The organism is Corynebacterium sp. HMSC063G05 (assembly GCF_001810555.1).
Classification (GTDB): Bacteria; Actinomycetota; Actinomycetes; order Mycobacteriales; family Mycobacteriaceae; genus Corynebacterium; species Corynebacterium jeikeium_D.
On the sequence record NZ_KV801865.1, the window covers coordinates 18,911 to 34,285 of the forward strand.

The window sequence follows — 15,375 nt, forward strand, 5'->3', positions numbered from 1 at the left end:
CATTACTTCGATGCGGAGGGAAAGGGAAAACAGGTGCTCGACGTCAACAACTTTGACGAGCTCCGGATTGGGCTCGCTACCGCCGACGACATCCGCCGCTGGTCTCGCGGTGAGGTCAAGAAGCCCGAGACGATTAACTACCGTACGCTGAAGCCGGAAAAGGATGGCCTTTTCTGTGAGCGTATCTTCGGCCCGACCCGTGACTGGGAGTGTGCTTGTGGTAAGTACAAGCGCGTTCGCTTCAAGGGCATCATCTGTGAACGCTGTGGCGTTGAGGTGACCAAGTCGAAGGTTCGCCGTGAGCGCATGGGCCACATTGAGCTGGCCGCTCCGGTCACTCACATCTGGTACTTCAAGGGTGTGCCGTCTCGCCTCGGCTACCTGCTCGATTTGGCTCCGAAGGATTTGGAAAAGATCATCTACTTCGCTGCCAACATCATCACTTCTGTGGATGAAGAGGCTCGCCACAACGACCAGGAAACCCTCGAAGCAGACATGCTCGTGGACAAGAAGCTGGTTGAGGACGACCGCGACCAGGAGCTGGCCGAACGCGCCCAGACCCTGGAAGAGGATCTGGCTGAGCTCGAGGCAGCCGGTGCCAAGGCTGACGCCCGCAAGAAGGTTCAGTCTGCAGCCGAGCGCGAGATGCGCCACATCCGTGAGCGCGCCCAGCGCGAGCTGGATCGTCTCGATGAGATTTGGAACACCTTCATCAAGCTCGAGCCGAAGCAGATGATTATCGACGAGGGTATTTACACCGAGCTCGTCGACCGCTACGAGGACTACTTCACCGGTGGTATGGGTGCTGAGGCTATTCAGACCCTGATCCGCAACTTCGACCTGGCCAAGGAGGCCGAGGAGCTGCGCGAGATTATTCGCGACGGCAAGGGTCAGAAGAAGATGCGCGCCCTCAAGCGCCTGAAGGTTGTCACTGCATTCCTGCAGTCCGGCAACGACCCAGCCGCTATGGTGCTCGACTGCATCCCGGTGATTCCGCCGGAGCTGCGCCCGATGGTGCAGCTCGACGGTGGCCGCTTTGCGACCTCGGACTTGAACGACCTCTACCGTCGTGTCATCAACCGCAACAACCGCCTGAAGCGCATGATCGACCTCGGCGCTCCGGAGATCATCGTCAACAACGAGAAGCGCATGCTTCAGGAATCCGTTGACGCACTGTTCGACAATGGACGTCGCGGCCGCCCGGTCACTGGTCCGGGTAACCGCCCGCTGAAGTCCCTGAGCGACCTGCTCAAGGGTAAGCAGGGTCGTTTCCGTCAGAACCTGCTGGGTAAGCGTGTTGACTACTCCGGCCGTTCGGTTATTATCGTCGGCCCGCAGCTGAAGCTGCACCAGTGTGGTCTGCCGAAGCTGATGGCACTTGAGCTGTTCAAGCCGTTCGTGATGAAGGAGCTCGTGGCCAAGAGCTACGCGCAGAACATCAAGAGCGCGAAGCGCATGGTTGAGCGTCAGCGCCCAGAGGTGTGGGACGTCCTCGAAGATGTCATTACCGGACACCCGGTCCTGCTGAACCGTGCACCTACGCTGCACCGCCTGGGTATTCAGGCTTTCGAGCCGGTCCTGGTTGAGGGTAAGGCAATTCAGCTGCACCCACTGGCATGTGAGGCTTTCAACGCCGACTTCGACGGTGACCAGATGGCAGTCCACCTGCCGCTGTCCGCTGAAGCACAGGCCGAGGCTCGCGTCCTGATGCTGTCCTCGAACAACATTCTGTCGCCGGCTTCCGGTAAGCCGCTGGCTATGCCGCGTCTGGATATGGTCACTGGCCTGTACTTCCTGACGCTGGAGAAGCCGGAGCTGCCGGGTGGCCACCAGGATGCCACCGAGGACGCACCGGAGCAGGGTATTTACACCAGCCCGGCCGAGGCCATCATGGCTTACGACCGCGGTGCAATTGGTCTGCAGAGCCCGATTAAGGTGCGCATCAGCCACCTGCGTCCGCCGGCCGAGATTGAGGCCGAGCAGTTCCCAGACGGTTGGAACAAGGGCGATACCTGGCTGGCTTCGACCACGCTGGGCCGCGTTATGTTCAACGACCTGCTGCCGTGGAACTACCCATACGTCGAAGGCGTTATGGCTAAGAAGCCGCAGGCTGCGATCATCAACGACTTGGCTGCCAAGTACCCGATGATCACGGTCGCTCAGACCGTCGACAAGCTCAAGGATGCTGGCTTCTACTGGGCTACCCGTTCTGGTGTCACCATTGCTATGTCTGACGTGCTGGTTCTCCCGAACAAGCGGGAGATCCTAAACGGCTACGAAGAGAAGGCCGCCACGGTGGAGAAGAAGTTCCGCCGCGGTAAGCTCTCGGCTGCTGAGCGTCACGAGTCGCTGGTTAACCTGTGGAAGGCCGCGACGGCTGAGGTCGGTGAAAAGGTCGAGGCTCTGTACCCGGATGACAATCCGATTCCGATGATCGTGAAGTCGGGTGCTGCCGGTAACATGGGCCAGATTCACTCGCTGGCCGGCATGAAGGGCATGGTTACGAACCCGCGTGGTGAATACATCACCCGTCCGATTAAGACCTCCTTCCGCGAAGGCCTGTCGGTTCTCGAGTACTTCAACAACTCGCACGGTTCCCGTAAGGGTCTGGCCGATACCGCGCTTCGTACCGCTGACTCGGGTTACCTGACCCGTCGTCTGGTCGACGTTGCGCAGGACGTCATCGTTCGCGAAGAGGACTGTGGCACCCACGATGGTGTCATTGTCGAGATTGGCGAGGATGTTCTGGACGCAGCCGGTAACCCGACCGGCGAGATTCGTCGTGCGAAGTACGTCGAGACTGCCGCGATTGCTCGTGTGCTGGCAGCCGATGTCACCGACGCTGAGGGCAATGTCCTTATCTCGGCTGACACCGACCTGAACGACGACCACATCACCCTGGCTCTCAGCCACGGTGTCAAGGAAGTCAAGGTCCGCTCGGTTCTGACCTGTTCCACCGCAACCGGTGTCTGTGCCAAGTGCTACGGTCGCTCGATGGCAACCGGCAAGCTGGTCGACATCGGAGAGGCTGTCGGTATTGTTGCTGCGCAGTCCATTGGTGAGCCGGGTACCCAGCTGACCATGCGTACGTTCCACCAGGGTGGTGTCGGTGGCGACATTACCGGTGGTCTGCCGCGTGTCCAGGAGCTGTTTGAGGCCCGCGTGCCGAAGAACAAGGCTCCGCTGGTCCGCGAAAACGGTCGCGTGCGCCTGGAGGAGGACGAGCACTTCTACACGCTCACCCTCATCCCGGATGCTAACAGCGAGGACGAGGTCGTATACGACAAGCTGTCCAAGCGTCAGGGCCTGGCTGAAATCACTGTCGATGGCCGTCGTCGCGCCATCCGCGATGGTGACCATGTGGTCAAGGGGCAGCAGCTGCTAAAGGGCGCTGCCGATCCGCACGAGGTCCTCGAGGTCCTGGGCCGCCGAGGCGTCCAGCGCCACCTCATCGAGGAAGTCCAGTCGGTCTACCGTGATCAGGGTGTGGCCATTCACGACAAGCACATCGAGGTTATCGTCAGCCAGATGCTGCGCCGCGTGATTGTGTCTAAGCCAGGTGACTCCGACCTGCTGCCAGGTGCACTGGTCGAGCGCTCCACGGTCATGGCTAAGAACCGCGAGATTGTCGCCTCCGGTGGCAGCGTCATCGAGGGCCGTCGCGTGCTGATGGGTATTACCAAGGCATCGCTGGCCACCGAGTCCTGGCTGTCCGCCGCCTCCTTCCAGGAGACGACGCGCGTGCTTACCGACGCCGCTATCAACAAGCGCTCGGATAAGCTCATCGGCCTGAAGGAGAACGTGATCATCGGTAAGCTGATCCCGGCTGGTACGGGTATCTCGCGCTACCGCAACATCACGGTTGAGCCGACTGAGGAAGCTGCCCGCCAGGCAGCCGCTCCGTTCGCTTCCTTCGGTGAGGGCTTCTACGGCGCCGAGGACACCTACGGCATCGACCAGGTCGGTTCCGCAGTTCCGCTGGATGACATCGGAACCTTCGAGTAAAAACCAATAGCTTTGCGGCAGTGGCTGGGGGAGCGGGAGAATTCCCTCGGTCACTGTCTGGCAAAGCACCTCGCCTGACAGTTGGGGCTTCGTGCGCTAACTGTTAGGTGGCAACCGGAAAAATCCTCCGGCACAGTTGTGGCTTACTAGCGGATTGCTAGTTCGTCACGGTCGTGCCGGAGGATTTTGCTTTGTCGAGGCAACCCAACTGGAAAACCCAACTGGAAAACTCGGCTGGAGACTGAAGAAAGGCGATAGGAACAGAGGCAAGGGGCAGGGGAGGAAAGGCCTAGGGGTTCCGTCCCGACCTCCCTCCTCTACATCTTGAGAGCCTCTGCAATCGGGGTGTTGCCCTCGTTGAAGTTAATCATGCGACCAACGGTAGCCTCGTTGAACACGGTCTGCGCGATGACATTGGCAACGGTCGCGCGAGCGACCTCGCCTGCCTTGTCCGCCGTGGTGTCGATGGAATCCTGGCCCTCGTTGAGCGTGAGCGCACTCGGGCCGAGAATGGTCCATTTCAGGTTTGAAGCGCGCAGCGCTTCGTCGGCTGCAGCCTTGGACTCGGCATAGGCAAAGAAGCTGTGATCCTCTGGAACGCCATGGTCGTGGCCCGCACCAAAGTAAGAGACCATCACGTAGCGCTTAACGCCAGCCTGCTCGGCTGCGGCAATCGAAGTAATAGCTGCGTCGCGGTCGATCGCGTACGTCCGTTCTGGTGAACCTCCACCAGCGCCGGCGGACCAAATCACAGCGTCGTGCCCGCTGAGAAGGTCCGCAAACTGTTCGGTCGAGAGACTGGCGATGTCGTAAACGGCTGGTGTGGCGCCGAGAGCCTCGATATCCGGAACCTGGTCGGGGTTGCGTATAACAGACGTGACCTCGTAGCCATCGTCGATAAGTAGGGGAGTAGCGATTTGGGCCACCTTGCCGTGGCCGCCAATGACAATAACCTTTTTAGACATGTCCCCACCTATACGCTGCCAGTACACTGCTGGCAATGAAGAAGGCATTCGCCTGTGGTGAACATGGCGATTAAGTTTCTCCAGCGCTGATGCAGGACAGTACTATGGGCAAACCGAACGGACGGCAGAATTGGCCGAGTTATCAATTCAAACCGGCATAGTAACGTCTGCGTCTTTTGGGGCGAGGCGCGCCGTGCTGAACACCCAAAAATTTGATCACCAAGCCCACAAGCGCTCAAAGTGCTTGAAATTTATAGGCCATTACCAGGGTGTTTGGACTAAACCCGCAGCTCGCGTACTGTTATACAACGATCCCAGAAAAGAATTGGGAACTTGAGACATTACCCAGTAGGCCAGCGAGAGCGGCTGACTGGGTTTCGCACGTTCAAAATCCCTCCATTTCTTGCGTTCAACCGATGGGCTCACCACTGGATGAGTAATAACTTTTCTTGTGATGCATTCACACGGAAGGTGGTTACTCCGCTGCGGTTGGCATCGGTCGTGAGAATGTCCAGCGAGGATTGAAAACAGAAAGAGGCTTCATGCCCACTATTCAGCAGCTGGTCCGCAAGGGCCGCCATGACAAGAAGGCTAAGGTTGCAACCGCAGCTCTGAAGGGTTCCCCTCAGCGCCGCGGCGTTTGCACCCGTGTTTACACCACCACCCCGAAGAAGCCGAACTCGGCTCTTCGTAAGGTCGCTCGTGTTCGCCTGACCTCCGGTGTCGAGGTTTCGGCTTACATTCCGGGTGAGGGCCACAACCTGCAGGAGCACTCCATGGTGCTCGTTCGCGGTGGTCGTGTTAAGGACCTCCCGGGTGTCCGCTACAAGATCGTCCGTGGTTCCCTTGACACCCAGGGCGTCAAGGACCGCAAGCAGGCTCGTTCCCGCTACGGCGCAAAGAAGGAGAAGTAAGCCATGCCACGTAAGGGCCCAGTACAGAAGCGTCCTGTCGTCAACGACCCGGTCTACGGCTCCCCTCTGGTGTCGCAGCTGGTCAACAAGGTTCTGATCGACGGTAAGAAGTCGACTGCAGAGCGCATCGTCTACGGTGCACTTGAGATGTGCGAAGAGAAGACCGGTACTGATCCGGTGCTGACTCTGAAGCGCGCAATCGAGAACGTCAAGCCGGCTCTTGAGGTTCGTTCCCGCCGTGTTGGTGGCGCCACCTACCAGGTCCCGGTCGAGGTTCGCCCGGGCCGCGGCACCACGCTGGCACTGCGCTGGCTGCTGATGTTCTCCCGTCAGCGCCGTGAGAACACCATGACCGAGCGTCTCGCTAACGAGATCCTTGATGCATCCAACGGCCTGGGTGCATCCGTCAAGCGTCGTGAGGACACTCACAAGATGGCGGAAGCTAACCGCGCATTCGCTCACTACCGCTGGTAATCGCTTATCGACGGAGGCTGCGAGTGGTCACCGTCGTAAAGCAGCTGCCGGTATGTCAACGGCGCGCGTCGGTCGCGGTCCACAGATCTTTAAGGGTCACTCAATAGGGGCCAGCCCGGCGCTTACACCCGATGTCTTGCGTAGAATTTACGCAATAGGTGTACGTCACGGCGCGACTTCGCGCCAAGACGGTGGCATTATAGATAAAGCAAACCCGACCGACGGCGGATTTGACGGCCAATTGCAATCCCGTGATTGAGTCTCACCGCCAAACCGATTTGAAACGAGTGGGGAATCAAGTGGCTGAAGGTGCACTTCCCGTTAAGAAGGACCTCCACAAGGTCCGCAACATCGGCATCATGGCGCACATCGATGCTGGTAAGACGACTACGACCGAGCGCATCCTGTACTACACGGGTATTAACCGCAAGGTCGGCGAGACTCACGATGGTGCGTCCACAACCGACTGGATGGAGCAGGAGAAGGAGCGCGGTATCACCATTACCTCCGCTGCTGTGACCTGTTTCTGGAACGACAACCAGATCAACATCATCGATACCCCGGGCCACGTCGACTTCACCGTTGAGGTTGAGCGTTCCCTGCGTGTGCTCGACGGTGCCGTCGCAGTCTTCGACGGTAAGGAAGGTGTCGAGCCGCAGTCTGAGCAGGTTTGGCGTCAGGCTCAGAAGTACGATGTCCCGCGTATTTGCTTCGTCAACAAGATGGACAAGCTGGGCGCTGACTTCTACTACACCGTTGGCACCATCGTTGACCGCCTCGGTGCTAAGCCGTTGGTTATGCAGCTGCCGATTGGCGCTGAGGATGACTTCGACGGCGTTGTTGACCTGCTGGAGATGAAGGCCCTCATGTGGCCGGGCAAGGTTGAGATCGGCACTCCTGCGCAGGTCGAGGAGATTCCGGCGGACATGGTCGACAAGGCTAACGAGTACCGTGAGAAGCTCATTGAGACCGTCGCTGAGTCCGACGAGGAGCTCATGGAGAAGTACTTCGGTGGCGAAGAGCTGACCATGGACGAGATCAAGGGCGCCATCCGCAAGATGGTCCTGAACTCTGAGGTTTACCCGGTCTACTGTGGTACCGCTTACAAGAACAAGGGTGTTGAGCCGCTGCTCGACGCTGTCATTGACTTCCTGCCGAATCCGCTGGACATCGGTGAAGTTCACGGCCACCAGATGGGCGACGAGGACGTCGATATGGTCCGTAAGCCGTCTAAGGATGAGCCGTTCTCCGCTCTCGCATTCAAGATCGCTGCTCACCCATTCTTCGGCAAGCTGACCTTCGTCCGCGTTTATTCCGGTCGCGTGGAGCCTGGCCAGCAGGTCCTGAACGCCACCAAGGACAAGAAGGAGCGCGTCGGTAAGCTGTTCCAGATGCACGCCAACAAGGAGAACCCTGTTGACGAGGCAGTGGCAGGTAACATCTACGCCTTCATCGGTCTGAAGGACACCACCACCGGTGACACCCTGTGTGCACAGGATGCTCCGATTGTTCTGGAGTCCATGTCCTTCCCGGATCCGGTTATCGACGTTGCTATTGAGCCGAAGTCCAAGGCCGACCAGGAGAAGCTGAGTACCGCTATTCAGCGTCTGGCTGAAGAGGATCCGACCTTCACTGTTCACCTGGATGAGGAAACCGGCCAGACCGTTATCGGCGGTATGGGCGAGCTCCATCTCGACGTCCTGGTTGACCGCATGAAGCGCGAGTTCAAGGTTGAAGCAAACATCGGTAACCCGCAGGTTGCTTACCGTGAGACCATCCGCAAGCCGGTCGAGAAGTTCGAGTACACCCACAAGAAGCAGACCGGTGGTTCGGGTCAGTTCGCCCGCGTCATTATTGCTCTGGAGCCGTACGCTCCGGCTACTGACGAGGTGGAAGAGGGCGAGTCCACCACTTACAAGTTTGTCAACGAGGTCACTGGTGGTCGTGTTCCGAAGGAATACATCCCGTCTGTCGACGCTGGTATTCAGGACGCAATGCAGTACGGTACCCTCGCTGGCTACCCGCTGGTGAACATCAAGGCAACCCTGCTCGATGGTGCTTACCACGAAGTTGACTCCTCTGAAATGGCCTTCAAGATCGCTGGTCAGCAGGCTATGAAGGAAGCTGTTCAGAAGGCTAAGCCGGTCCTGCTCGAGCCGATGATGGCCGTTGAGGTCATTACTCCGGAAGAGTACATGGGCGAAGTTATCGGTGACATCAACTCCCGTCGTGGCCAGGTCAACTCCATGGAAGACCGCACCGGCGTCAAGGCTGTCAAGGCTCTGGTTCCGCTGTCCGAGATGTTCGGCTACGTTGGTGACCTGCGCTCCAAGACCCAGGGTCGCGCTAACTACACCATGATTTTCGACTCCTACGCTGAGGTTCCGTCCTCCGTGGCCGAGGAGATCATTGCAGCTCGTACCGGCGCTTAAATCACGCCGGTAGGGTGGGGCACTCAATCAGAGCTGACCCCATCCCTGCACGCACTTCACTGTCACTCTCGTTAGAGGACGCAGTGCGAGGGTCTGCAGCTTTAATAGATTCCCTTTAGCTTTGACTGTGCTGAGACATCGTCAGACTGTTGGCGTGTGTTAGCACAGGGAAGCTCTAGGGGGTAGCTGCTCGCAATTCATATCGTTGGGCGATTTTAAATCGCAGCTCAAATATCTAGCATTTATGCAGGTAAATGACGATATGAGTTGCTGGCCGTTACCCACCCTTAACTAGGGGGTTGGTCTGGTTTGGAAAACTCCAGTATCCTGCCCTAGTATCGAGTAACTGGCACAGTGAAAGAATAGTGCTCTTTTGCGCGCGCACGTTCCGAAGTCGTAAGCGAACAGCTTGAAGGCTTCTGATGTTGTGAAGGCGGATTGAGTGACCACAAAATTGTGGCTGCGAGAGTCGTGGCCACCTAGACCTCCAGGAGGACTAAAAGTGGCAAAGGCGAAGTTCGAGCGTACGAAGCCGCACGTCAACATCGGTACCATTGGTCACGTTGACCACGGTAAGACCACCACTACCGCCGCTATCACCAAGGTTCTGGCTGACAAGTTCCCGGACCTGAACGAGTCGTTCGCTTACGATGCCATCGATAAGGCACCGGAAGAGAAGGAACGTGGCATTACCATCAACGTTTCCCACGTTGAGTACCAGACGGAGAAGCGCCACTACGCTCACGTCGATGCCCCGGGCCACGCCGACTACATCAAGAACATGATTACCGGTGCTGCTCAGATGGACGGCGCAATCCTGGTTGTCGCTGCTACTGACGGCCCGATGCCGCAGACTCGCGAGCACGTTCTGCTGGCTCGCCAGGTTGGCGTTCCGTACATCCTCGTTGCGCTGAACAAGTGCGACATGGTCGACGACGAAGAGATCATCGAGCTCGTCGAGATGGAGGTCCGCGAGCTGCTGGCTGAGCAGGACTACGACGAGGAAGCTCCGATTGTCCACATCTCCGCACTGAAGGCTCTTGAGGGCGAAGAGAAGTGGGTCAACTCCATCGTCGAGCTGATGGAAGCTTGCGACGAGAACATCCCGGATCCGGTTCGCGAGACCGACAAGCCGTTCCTGATGCCGATTGAGGACATCTTCACCATTACCGGTCGCGGCACCGTTGCTACCGGTCGTGTTGAGCGCGGCGTTCTGAACGTTAACGACGAGGTCGAGATTCTGGGCATCAAGGAGAAGTCCCAGAAGACCACCGTTACCGGTATCGAGATGTTCCGCAAGCTGCTGGATTCCGCTGAGGCTGGCGACAACTGTGGTCTGCTGCTCCGCGGTACCAAGCGTGAGGACATCGAGCGCGGTCAGATCGTTGCTAAGCCGGGCGCTTACACCCCGCACACCGAGTTCGAGGGTTCCGTCTACATCCTGTCCAAGGATGAGGGCGGCCGTCACACCCCGTTCTTCGACAACTACCGTCCGCAGTTCTACTTCCGCACCACCGACGTCACCGGCGTCGTTTCCCTGCCGGAAGGTGTCGAGATGGTCATGCCGGGCGACAACGTTGACATGTCTGTCAAGCTGATCCAGCCGGTCGCAATGGACGAGGGCCTGCGCTTCGCTATCCGCGAGGGTGGCCGCACCGTCGGCGCTGGCCGCGTTACCAAGATCGTTAAGTAAGGTTTCTCCCCATAGGGGAAATGCTTTAACTTAAGTCTTAGAAGAATCCCGACTCCGCGTAAGCGGGAGTCGGGATTTTTGTATCTGTACATAGCCGACACTAGACGGGGTGGGGGCGGCGCAATAGCCGTCGTCAAGCAGACTGTGCCGTAATGGGTGTGATGTACGTTGCACTTTGGAATCGTGATTTTACATTCGTAGCCCGGACGTGCTTTAATACGGAGGTTGCTTTAACAAAGGCGTTCGCGCCAATTGTTGTATCAGGCCCAGTTGGGAACCAGTACGAAATTGGACATAGCGCCTATGGTAAGGCGAGCATGACCACGTAGGGAAGTTTCTTCCTGATCGTGCCTCACGGAGAAAATGGGCGACACGCCCGACCGCGGGGGTCGGAGGTGGCATGGCAAATTAACAGCGGCAGTAGGCAAATGAAGAGCCCCACGAGGGGGACTTGTTTTCCACTGGGATTTGAGTGCAAGGCGTTATTCGTCCGCTCGGGTCATGGCCAAAAGTTAATTTGCCATGACGATCGAAGACGAAATCGCTTTGAAGTAATGCACAACCCAGTTTTGATTTCTGGCGCTGGCCATAGTTGCTGACGGCGTCGAGAAACATTGACAGGGTCGACGCCCCTTTAATTGGGGCGCGCCGACCGAGGAGAGGACAAGCGTGGCCGGACAGAAGATCCGCATCAGGCTCAAGGCCTACGACCACGAGGCTATCGACGCTTCTGCGCGAAAGATCGTGGAGACCGTTACCCGTACGGGTGCACGCGTCGTTGGCCCGGTGCCGTTGCCAACCGAAAAGAACGTTTACTGCGTTATCCGTTCGCCGCACAAGTACAAGGACTCGCGCGAGCACTTCGAGATGCGCACTCACAAGCGTCTGATCGACATTCTCGATCCAACGCCGAAGACCGTCGATGCACTTATGCGCATTGACCTTCCGGCAAGTGTCGATGTGAACATTCAGTGATCCTGGACTTTTGGTAGCGGAGACAAGATAAATGAGTGAAAACGAGATCAAGGGCATCCTGGGCACGAAGCTCGGTATGACTCAGATCTTCGACGAGGAGAACCGCGTTGTTCCGGTTACCGTCGTTGAGGCTGGGCCGTGCGTAGTGACTCAGGTGCGCACTAAGGAAACCGACGGCTACGACGCCGTCCAGATTGCATACGGCGAAATTGACCCGCGTAAGGTCAACAAGCCGGAGGCCGGCCACTTCAAGAAGGCCGGTGTGACCCCGCGTCGCCACAGCGTTGAGATTCGCACCCCGGACGCCTCCTCTTACGAGGTCGGCCAGTCCGTTGGTGTCGACATCTTCGGCGAAATTGAGTACGTCGACGTCACTGGTACCTCTAAGGGCCACGGCTTCGCCGGTGGTATGAAGCGCCACGGCTTTGCTGGCCAGGGTGCTGCTCACGGTAACCAGGCTGCTCACCGTCGTGTTGGTGGCATTGGCGCTTGCGCCACGCCAGGACGCGTCTTCAAGGGCAAGCGCATGGCAGGCCGCATGGGTAACGACCGGGTCACGACCCAGAACCTGAAGATCCAGAAGGTTGACGCCGACGCGAACCTGCTGCTCATCAAGGGCGCAGTTCCGGGTGCACGCGGCGGCCTGCTGGTTGTTAAGACTGCCACGAAGGGTGGTGCTCACGCATGACCAACCTCAAGCTAGACGTACACACCGCTGAAGGCGGCGTGAACGGTTCGGTTGAGCTTCCTGCTTCCGTGTTCGACGCGGAGGTGTCCATCGCCCTGATGCACCAGGTTGTTGTCGCGCAGCGTGCAGCAGCTCGCCAGGGCACCCACAAGGTCAAGACCCGCGGTGAGGTTCGCGGCGGTGGCCGCAAGCCGTGGCGCCAGAAGGGTACCGGTCGCGCTCGTCAGGGTTCGATCCGTGCTCCGCACTGGACCGGCGGTGGCGTTGTCCACGGCCCGGTGCCTCGCGATTACAGCCAGCGCACCCCGAAGAAGATGATTGCAGCTGCTCTGCGCGGCGCACTCTCTGACCGTGCTCGCCACGACCGCATCCACGTTGTCGAGGAACTGGTCCCAGGCCAGACCCCGTCCACCAAGGCAGCTCGTACTTTTGTCGAGCGTCTGACTGAGCGCCGCAACGTGCTCGTCGTTCTGCCGCGCGAGGACGTCAACTCGTGGAAGTCGGTTCGTAACCTGCCAGGTGTCCACATCCTGTCTGAGGATCAGCTGAACACCTACGATGTTCTGAAGGCCGATGACGTCATCTTCGCCGTTCAGGCACTCAATGACTTCATCACTCGCACCGCCGGTAAGGAGGAGAAGTAATGGCTACCATCGCAGATCCCCGCGACATCATTGTTGCACCGGTAGTGTCTGAGAAGTCCTACGGACTCATGGAGCAGGGCGTTTACACGTTCCTGGTCCACACCGACGCTAACAAGACCCAGATCAAGATCGCGGTCCAGGAGATTTTCGGTGCCAAGGTCGCTTCCGTCAACACCCTCAACCGTGAGGGCAAGCGCAAGCGTTCCCGCACCGGCTACGGCAAGCGCAAGAACACCAAGCGCGCCTACGTGACTCTCGCGGCCGGCAGCGATCCCATCGACATCTTCGGCGGTTCGGCAGCTTAGCCGCTAGCCGACGAGGAAGTTAAGGAAGAGCAAAAGTATGGCTATTCGTAAGTACAAGCCGACTACGCCGGGTCGCCGCCAGAGCTCCGTCTCCGAGTTCAGCGAGATTACTCGCTCGACTCCTGAGAAGTCTCTGCTGCGCCCGCTGTCGAAGACTGGTGGCCGTAACGTTCACGGTCACATCACCACTCGCCACAAGGGTGGCGGACACAAGCGCCAGTACCGTGTCATCGACTTCCGTCGTAATGACAAGGACGGCATTCCGGCAAAGGTCGCTCACATCGAGTACGACCCGAACCGTACCGCCAACATCGCACTGCTGCACTATGCAGACGGTGAGAAGCGCTACATCATCGCTCCGAAGAACCTGAAGCAGGGTGCCATCGTTGAGTCCGGCGCTAATGCCGACATCAAGGTGGGTAACAACCTGCCGCTGCGCAACATCCCGACCGGTTCCACTATTCACTGCGTGGAGCTCAAGCCGGGCGCTGGTGCACAGCTGGCACGTTCTGCTGGTGCTTCTATTCAGCTTCTCGGTAAGGAAGGCAAGTACGCAGTTCTGCGTATGCCGTCCTCTGAGATCCGTCGCGTCGACGCACGTTGCCGTGCAACCGTCGGTGAGGTCGGAAACCAGGATCAGATCAACATCCGTTGGGGCAAGGCCGGCCGTATGCGCTGGAAGGGCTGGCGCCCGACTGTCCGCGGTGTTGTCATGAACCCGGTCGACCACCCGCACGGTGGTGGCGAGGGTAAGACCTCCGGTGGTCGCCACCCGGTTTCCCCGTGGGGCCAGAAGGAAGGCCGCACCCGTAAGCCGAACCGTCCGAGCGACCAGCTGATCGTTCGTCGCCGTCGTACCAACAAGAATAAGAAGCGCTAAGGAGGGAACTGAGAATGCCACGCAGCCTTAAGAAGGGCCCGTTCGTCGATGAGCACCTCCTCGCGAAGGTCGATGCACAGAACGAGAAGGGCACCAAGCAGGTCATTAAGACCTGGTCTCGCCGCTCCACGATTCTCCCCGATTTCATCGGCCACACCTTCGCCGTTCACGACGGTCGCAAGCACGTGCCGGTGTTCGTGGATGACTCTATGGTCGGCCACAAGCTGGGCGAATTCGCCCCGACCAAGACCTTCAAGGGTCACGTCAAGGATGACAAGAAGGGACGTCGATAAGCCATGAGCAACGACATTACTTCTGCACGCGCAACTGCGCGCTTCGTCCGCGTTACTCCAATGAAGGCACGTCGCGTCCTGGACACCGTTCGCGGTAAGTCCGTCGACGAGGCACTGAACATCCTGGAGTACGCTCCGCAGGGTGCTGCTGATCCGGTTGCCAAGGTTGTTGCGTCTGCAGCTGCAAACGCTGAGAACAACTTCGGCCTGGACCGTCGTACTCTGGTCATCTCCGAGGCTTACGCCAACGAGGGACCGACCATGAAGCGCTTCCGCCCGCGTGCGCAGGGCCGTGCTTTCCACGTCCGCAAGCGCACCAGCCACATCACCGTGGTCGTCGAGAGCCAGAAGGAAGGTGACCGATAGTGGGACAGAAGATCCATCCACACGGTCTTCGCCTCGGTATTTCCAGCGACTGGAAGTCCCGCTGGTACGCCGACAAGCAGTACGCTGACTACCTGGCCGAGGACATCAAGATCCGCGATCTGCTGTCCACCGGTCTTGAGCGCGCCGGCATCTCCGATGTCGTTATCGAGCGCACCCGTGACCGCGTGCGTGTGGACATCCACACCGCACGCCCGGGCATTGTTATCGGTCGTCGTGGCTCCGAGGCTGACCGCATCCGCGGCCAGCTCGAGAAGCTCACCGGCAAGCAGGTTCAGCTGAACATCCTCGAGGTCAAGAACATTGACGCGGATGCGAAGCTGGTCGCTCAGTCCATCGCTGAGCAGCTCGCCAACCGTGTCGCTTTCCGTCGTGCAATGCGCAAGGCTATCCAGTCTGCAATGCGTCAGCCGCACGTCAAGGGCATCAAGGTTGTCTGCTCCGGTCGTCTCGGCGGTGCCGAGATGGGCCGCACCGAGCGCTACCACGAGGGTCGCGTTCCGCTGCACACCCTGCGTGCGGAGATCGACTACGGCACCCACGAGGCTCACACCACCTTCGGCCGCATTGGCGTCAAGGTGTGGATCTACAAGGGTGACGTGATCGGTGGCCGTCGCGAGTCCGAGATCAACGCCGGCAACGACCGCCAGCGTCGCGGCAACGACCGTCCGCGTCGTGGTGGCAAGCGTCGTCAGCGTGCATCTGAGAAGAAGGAGGGCTAAT

At 58.9% G+C, this 15,375-nt stretch carries 14 protein-coding genes; 13 read left to right on the top strand and 1 reads right to left on the bottom strand.

Translation table 11 applies throughout. The features are described from left to right. Window positions 1-33: 33 nt before the first annotated feature. Window positions 34-4,005 carry a DNA-directed RNA polymerase subunit beta' gene (locus HMPREF2751_RS09330; protein ID WP_070595919.1) on the top strand — a complete coding sequence of 1,324 codons (3,972 nt, stop codon included), beginning with the start codon at window positions 34-36 and terminating at the stop codon, window positions 4,003-4,005. A gap of 317 nt (window positions 4,006-4,322) precedes the next feature. Here HMPREF2751_RS09330 and HMPREF2751_RS09335 read toward each other — a convergent pair whose 3' ends face one another. Next, window positions 4,323-4,970 (bottom strand): SDR family oxidoreductase, encoded by a 648-nt coding sequence (locus HMPREF2751_RS09335; RefSeq protein WP_070595920.1) that lies wholly within the window; start codon window positions 4,968-4,970, stop codon window positions 4,323-4,325. Window positions 4,971-5,512: 542 nt separating this feature from the next. Here HMPREF2751_RS09335 and rpsL point away from each other — a divergent pair. The 12 genes from rpsL (at window position 5,513) to rpsC (ending at window position 15,374) form a co-directional block, all read left to right on the top strand. Beyond that, the gene (gene rpsL, locus HMPREF2751_RS09340) at window positions 5,513-5,884 is read left to right on the top strand and encodes a 30S ribosomal protein S12 (protein WP_038627636.1); all 372 of its coding nucleotides are present in this window, start codon (window positions 5,513-5,515) and stop codon (window positions 5,882-5,884) included. 3 nt (window positions 5,885-5,887) lie between these two features. Next, window positions 5,888-6,358, top strand: coding sequence for a 30S ribosomal protein S7 (gene rpsG, locus HMPREF2751_RS09345; protein WP_049193220.1), 471 nt, complete (start codon window positions 5,888-5,890; stop codon window positions 6,356-6,358). Window positions 6,359-6,657: 299 nt separating this feature from the next. Beyond that, on the top strand, window positions 6,658-8,790 hold the full coding sequence (gene fusA, locus HMPREF2751_RS09350) for an elongation factor G (RefSeq protein ID WP_076773083.1): 2,133 nt from the start codon (window positions 6,658-6,660) through the stop codon (window positions 8,788-8,790). Between the two features lie 502 nt (window positions 8,791-9,292). Next, window positions 9,293-10,483 carry an elongation factor Tu gene (tuf, locus tag HMPREF2751_RS09355; protein WP_016422054.1) on the top strand — a complete coding sequence of 397 codons (1,191 nt, stop codon included), beginning with the start codon at window positions 9,293-9,295 and terminating at the stop codon, window positions 10,481-10,483. A gap of 669 nt (window positions 10,484-11,152) precedes the next feature. Further along, window positions 11,153-11,458, top strand: a complete 306-nt coding sequence (rpsJ, locus tag HMPREF2751_RS09360; RefSeq protein WP_003938093.1) for a 30S ribosomal protein S10 — start codon at window positions 11,153-11,155, stop codon at window positions 11,456-11,458. Between the two features lie 31 nt (window positions 11,459-11,489). After that, window positions 11,490-12,146: a 50S ribosomal protein L3 gene (gene rplC, locus HMPREF2751_RS09365; RefSeq protein WP_005509762.1), complete on the top strand. Its 657-nt coding sequence runs from the start codon at window positions 11,490-11,492 to the stop codon at window positions 12,144-12,146. Continuing rightward, a complete protein-coding gene (gene rplD, locus HMPREF2751_RS09370) occupies window positions 12,143-12,790 on the top strand; it encodes a 50S ribosomal protein L4 (protein ID WP_016422055.1) in 648 nt (215 codons plus the stop codon). The genes rplC and rplD overlap by 4 nt, the downstream gene beginning before the upstream one ends. After that, a complete protein-coding gene (gene rplW, locus HMPREF2751_RS09375) occupies window positions 12,790-13,095 on the top strand; it encodes a 50S ribosomal protein L23 (RefSeq protein ID WP_005509869.1) in 306 nt (101 codons plus the stop codon). The genes rplD and rplW overlap by 1 nt, the downstream gene beginning before the upstream one ends. A gap of 37 nt (window positions 13,096-13,132) precedes the next feature. Then, entirely contained in the window at window positions 13,133-13,975 is an 843-nt protein-coding gene (gene rplB / locus HMPREF2751_RS09380) for a 50S ribosomal protein L2 (RefSeq protein ID WP_016422056.1), read from the top strand. Window positions 13,976-13,989: 14 nt separating this feature from the next. Further along, a complete protein-coding gene (rpsS, locus tag HMPREF2751_RS09385; protein WP_005509882.1) occupies window positions 13,990-14,268 on the top strand; it encodes a 30S ribosomal protein S19 in 279 nt (92 codons plus the stop codon). Window positions 14,269-14,271: 3 nt separating this feature from the next. Next, window positions 14,272-14,634, top strand: coding sequence for a 50S ribosomal protein L22 (rplV, locus tag HMPREF2751_RS09390; protein ID WP_005509775.1), 363 nt, complete (start codon window positions 14,272-14,274; stop codon window positions 14,632-14,634). Continuing rightward, on the top strand, window positions 14,634-15,374 hold the full coding sequence (gene rpsC / locus HMPREF2751_RS09395; protein WP_016422058.1) for a 30S ribosomal protein S3: 741 nt from the start codon (window positions 14,634-14,636) through the stop codon (window positions 15,372-15,374). The genes rplV and rpsC overlap by 1 nt, the downstream gene beginning before the upstream one ends. Window position 15,375: the final 1 nt, after the last annotated feature.

Bases quoted from the DNA above. Each gene is read 5' to 3' on its own strand.
- HMPREF2751_RS09335 (WP_070595920.1), bottom strand. From the start codon at position 4,970: ATGTCTAAAAAGGTTATTGTCATTGGCGGCCACGGCAAGGTGGCCCAA.
- rplC (WP_005509762.1), top strand. From the start codon at position 11,490: ATGAGTGAAAACGAGATCAAGGGCATCCTGGGCACGAAGCTCGGTATG.
- rplD (WP_016422055.1), top strand. From the start codon at position 12,143: ATGACCAACCTCAAGCTAGACGTACACACCGCTGAAGGCGGCGTGAAC.
- rplB (WP_016422056.1), top strand. From the start codon at position 13,133: ATGGCTATTCGTAAGTACAAGCCGACTACGCCGGGTCGCCGCCAGAGC.
- rpsL (WP_038627636.1), top strand. From the start codon at position 5,513: ATGCCCACTATTCAGCAGCTGGTCCGCAAGGGCCGCCATGACAAGAAG.
- rpsG (WP_049193220.1), top strand. From the start codon at position 5,888: ATGCCACGTAAGGGCCCAGTACAGAAGCGTCCTGTCGTCAACGACCCG.
- rplW (WP_005509869.1), top strand. From the start codon at position 12,790: ATGGCTACCATCGCAGATCCCCGCGACATCATTGTTGCACCGGTAGTG.
- rpsS (WP_005509882.1), top strand. From the start codon at position 13,990: ATGCCACGCAGCCTTAAGAAGGGCCCGTTCGTCGATGAGCACCTCCTC.
- rplV (WP_005509775.1), top strand. From the start codon at position 14,272: ATGAGCAACGACATTACTTCTGCACGCGCAACTGCGCGCTTCGTCCGC.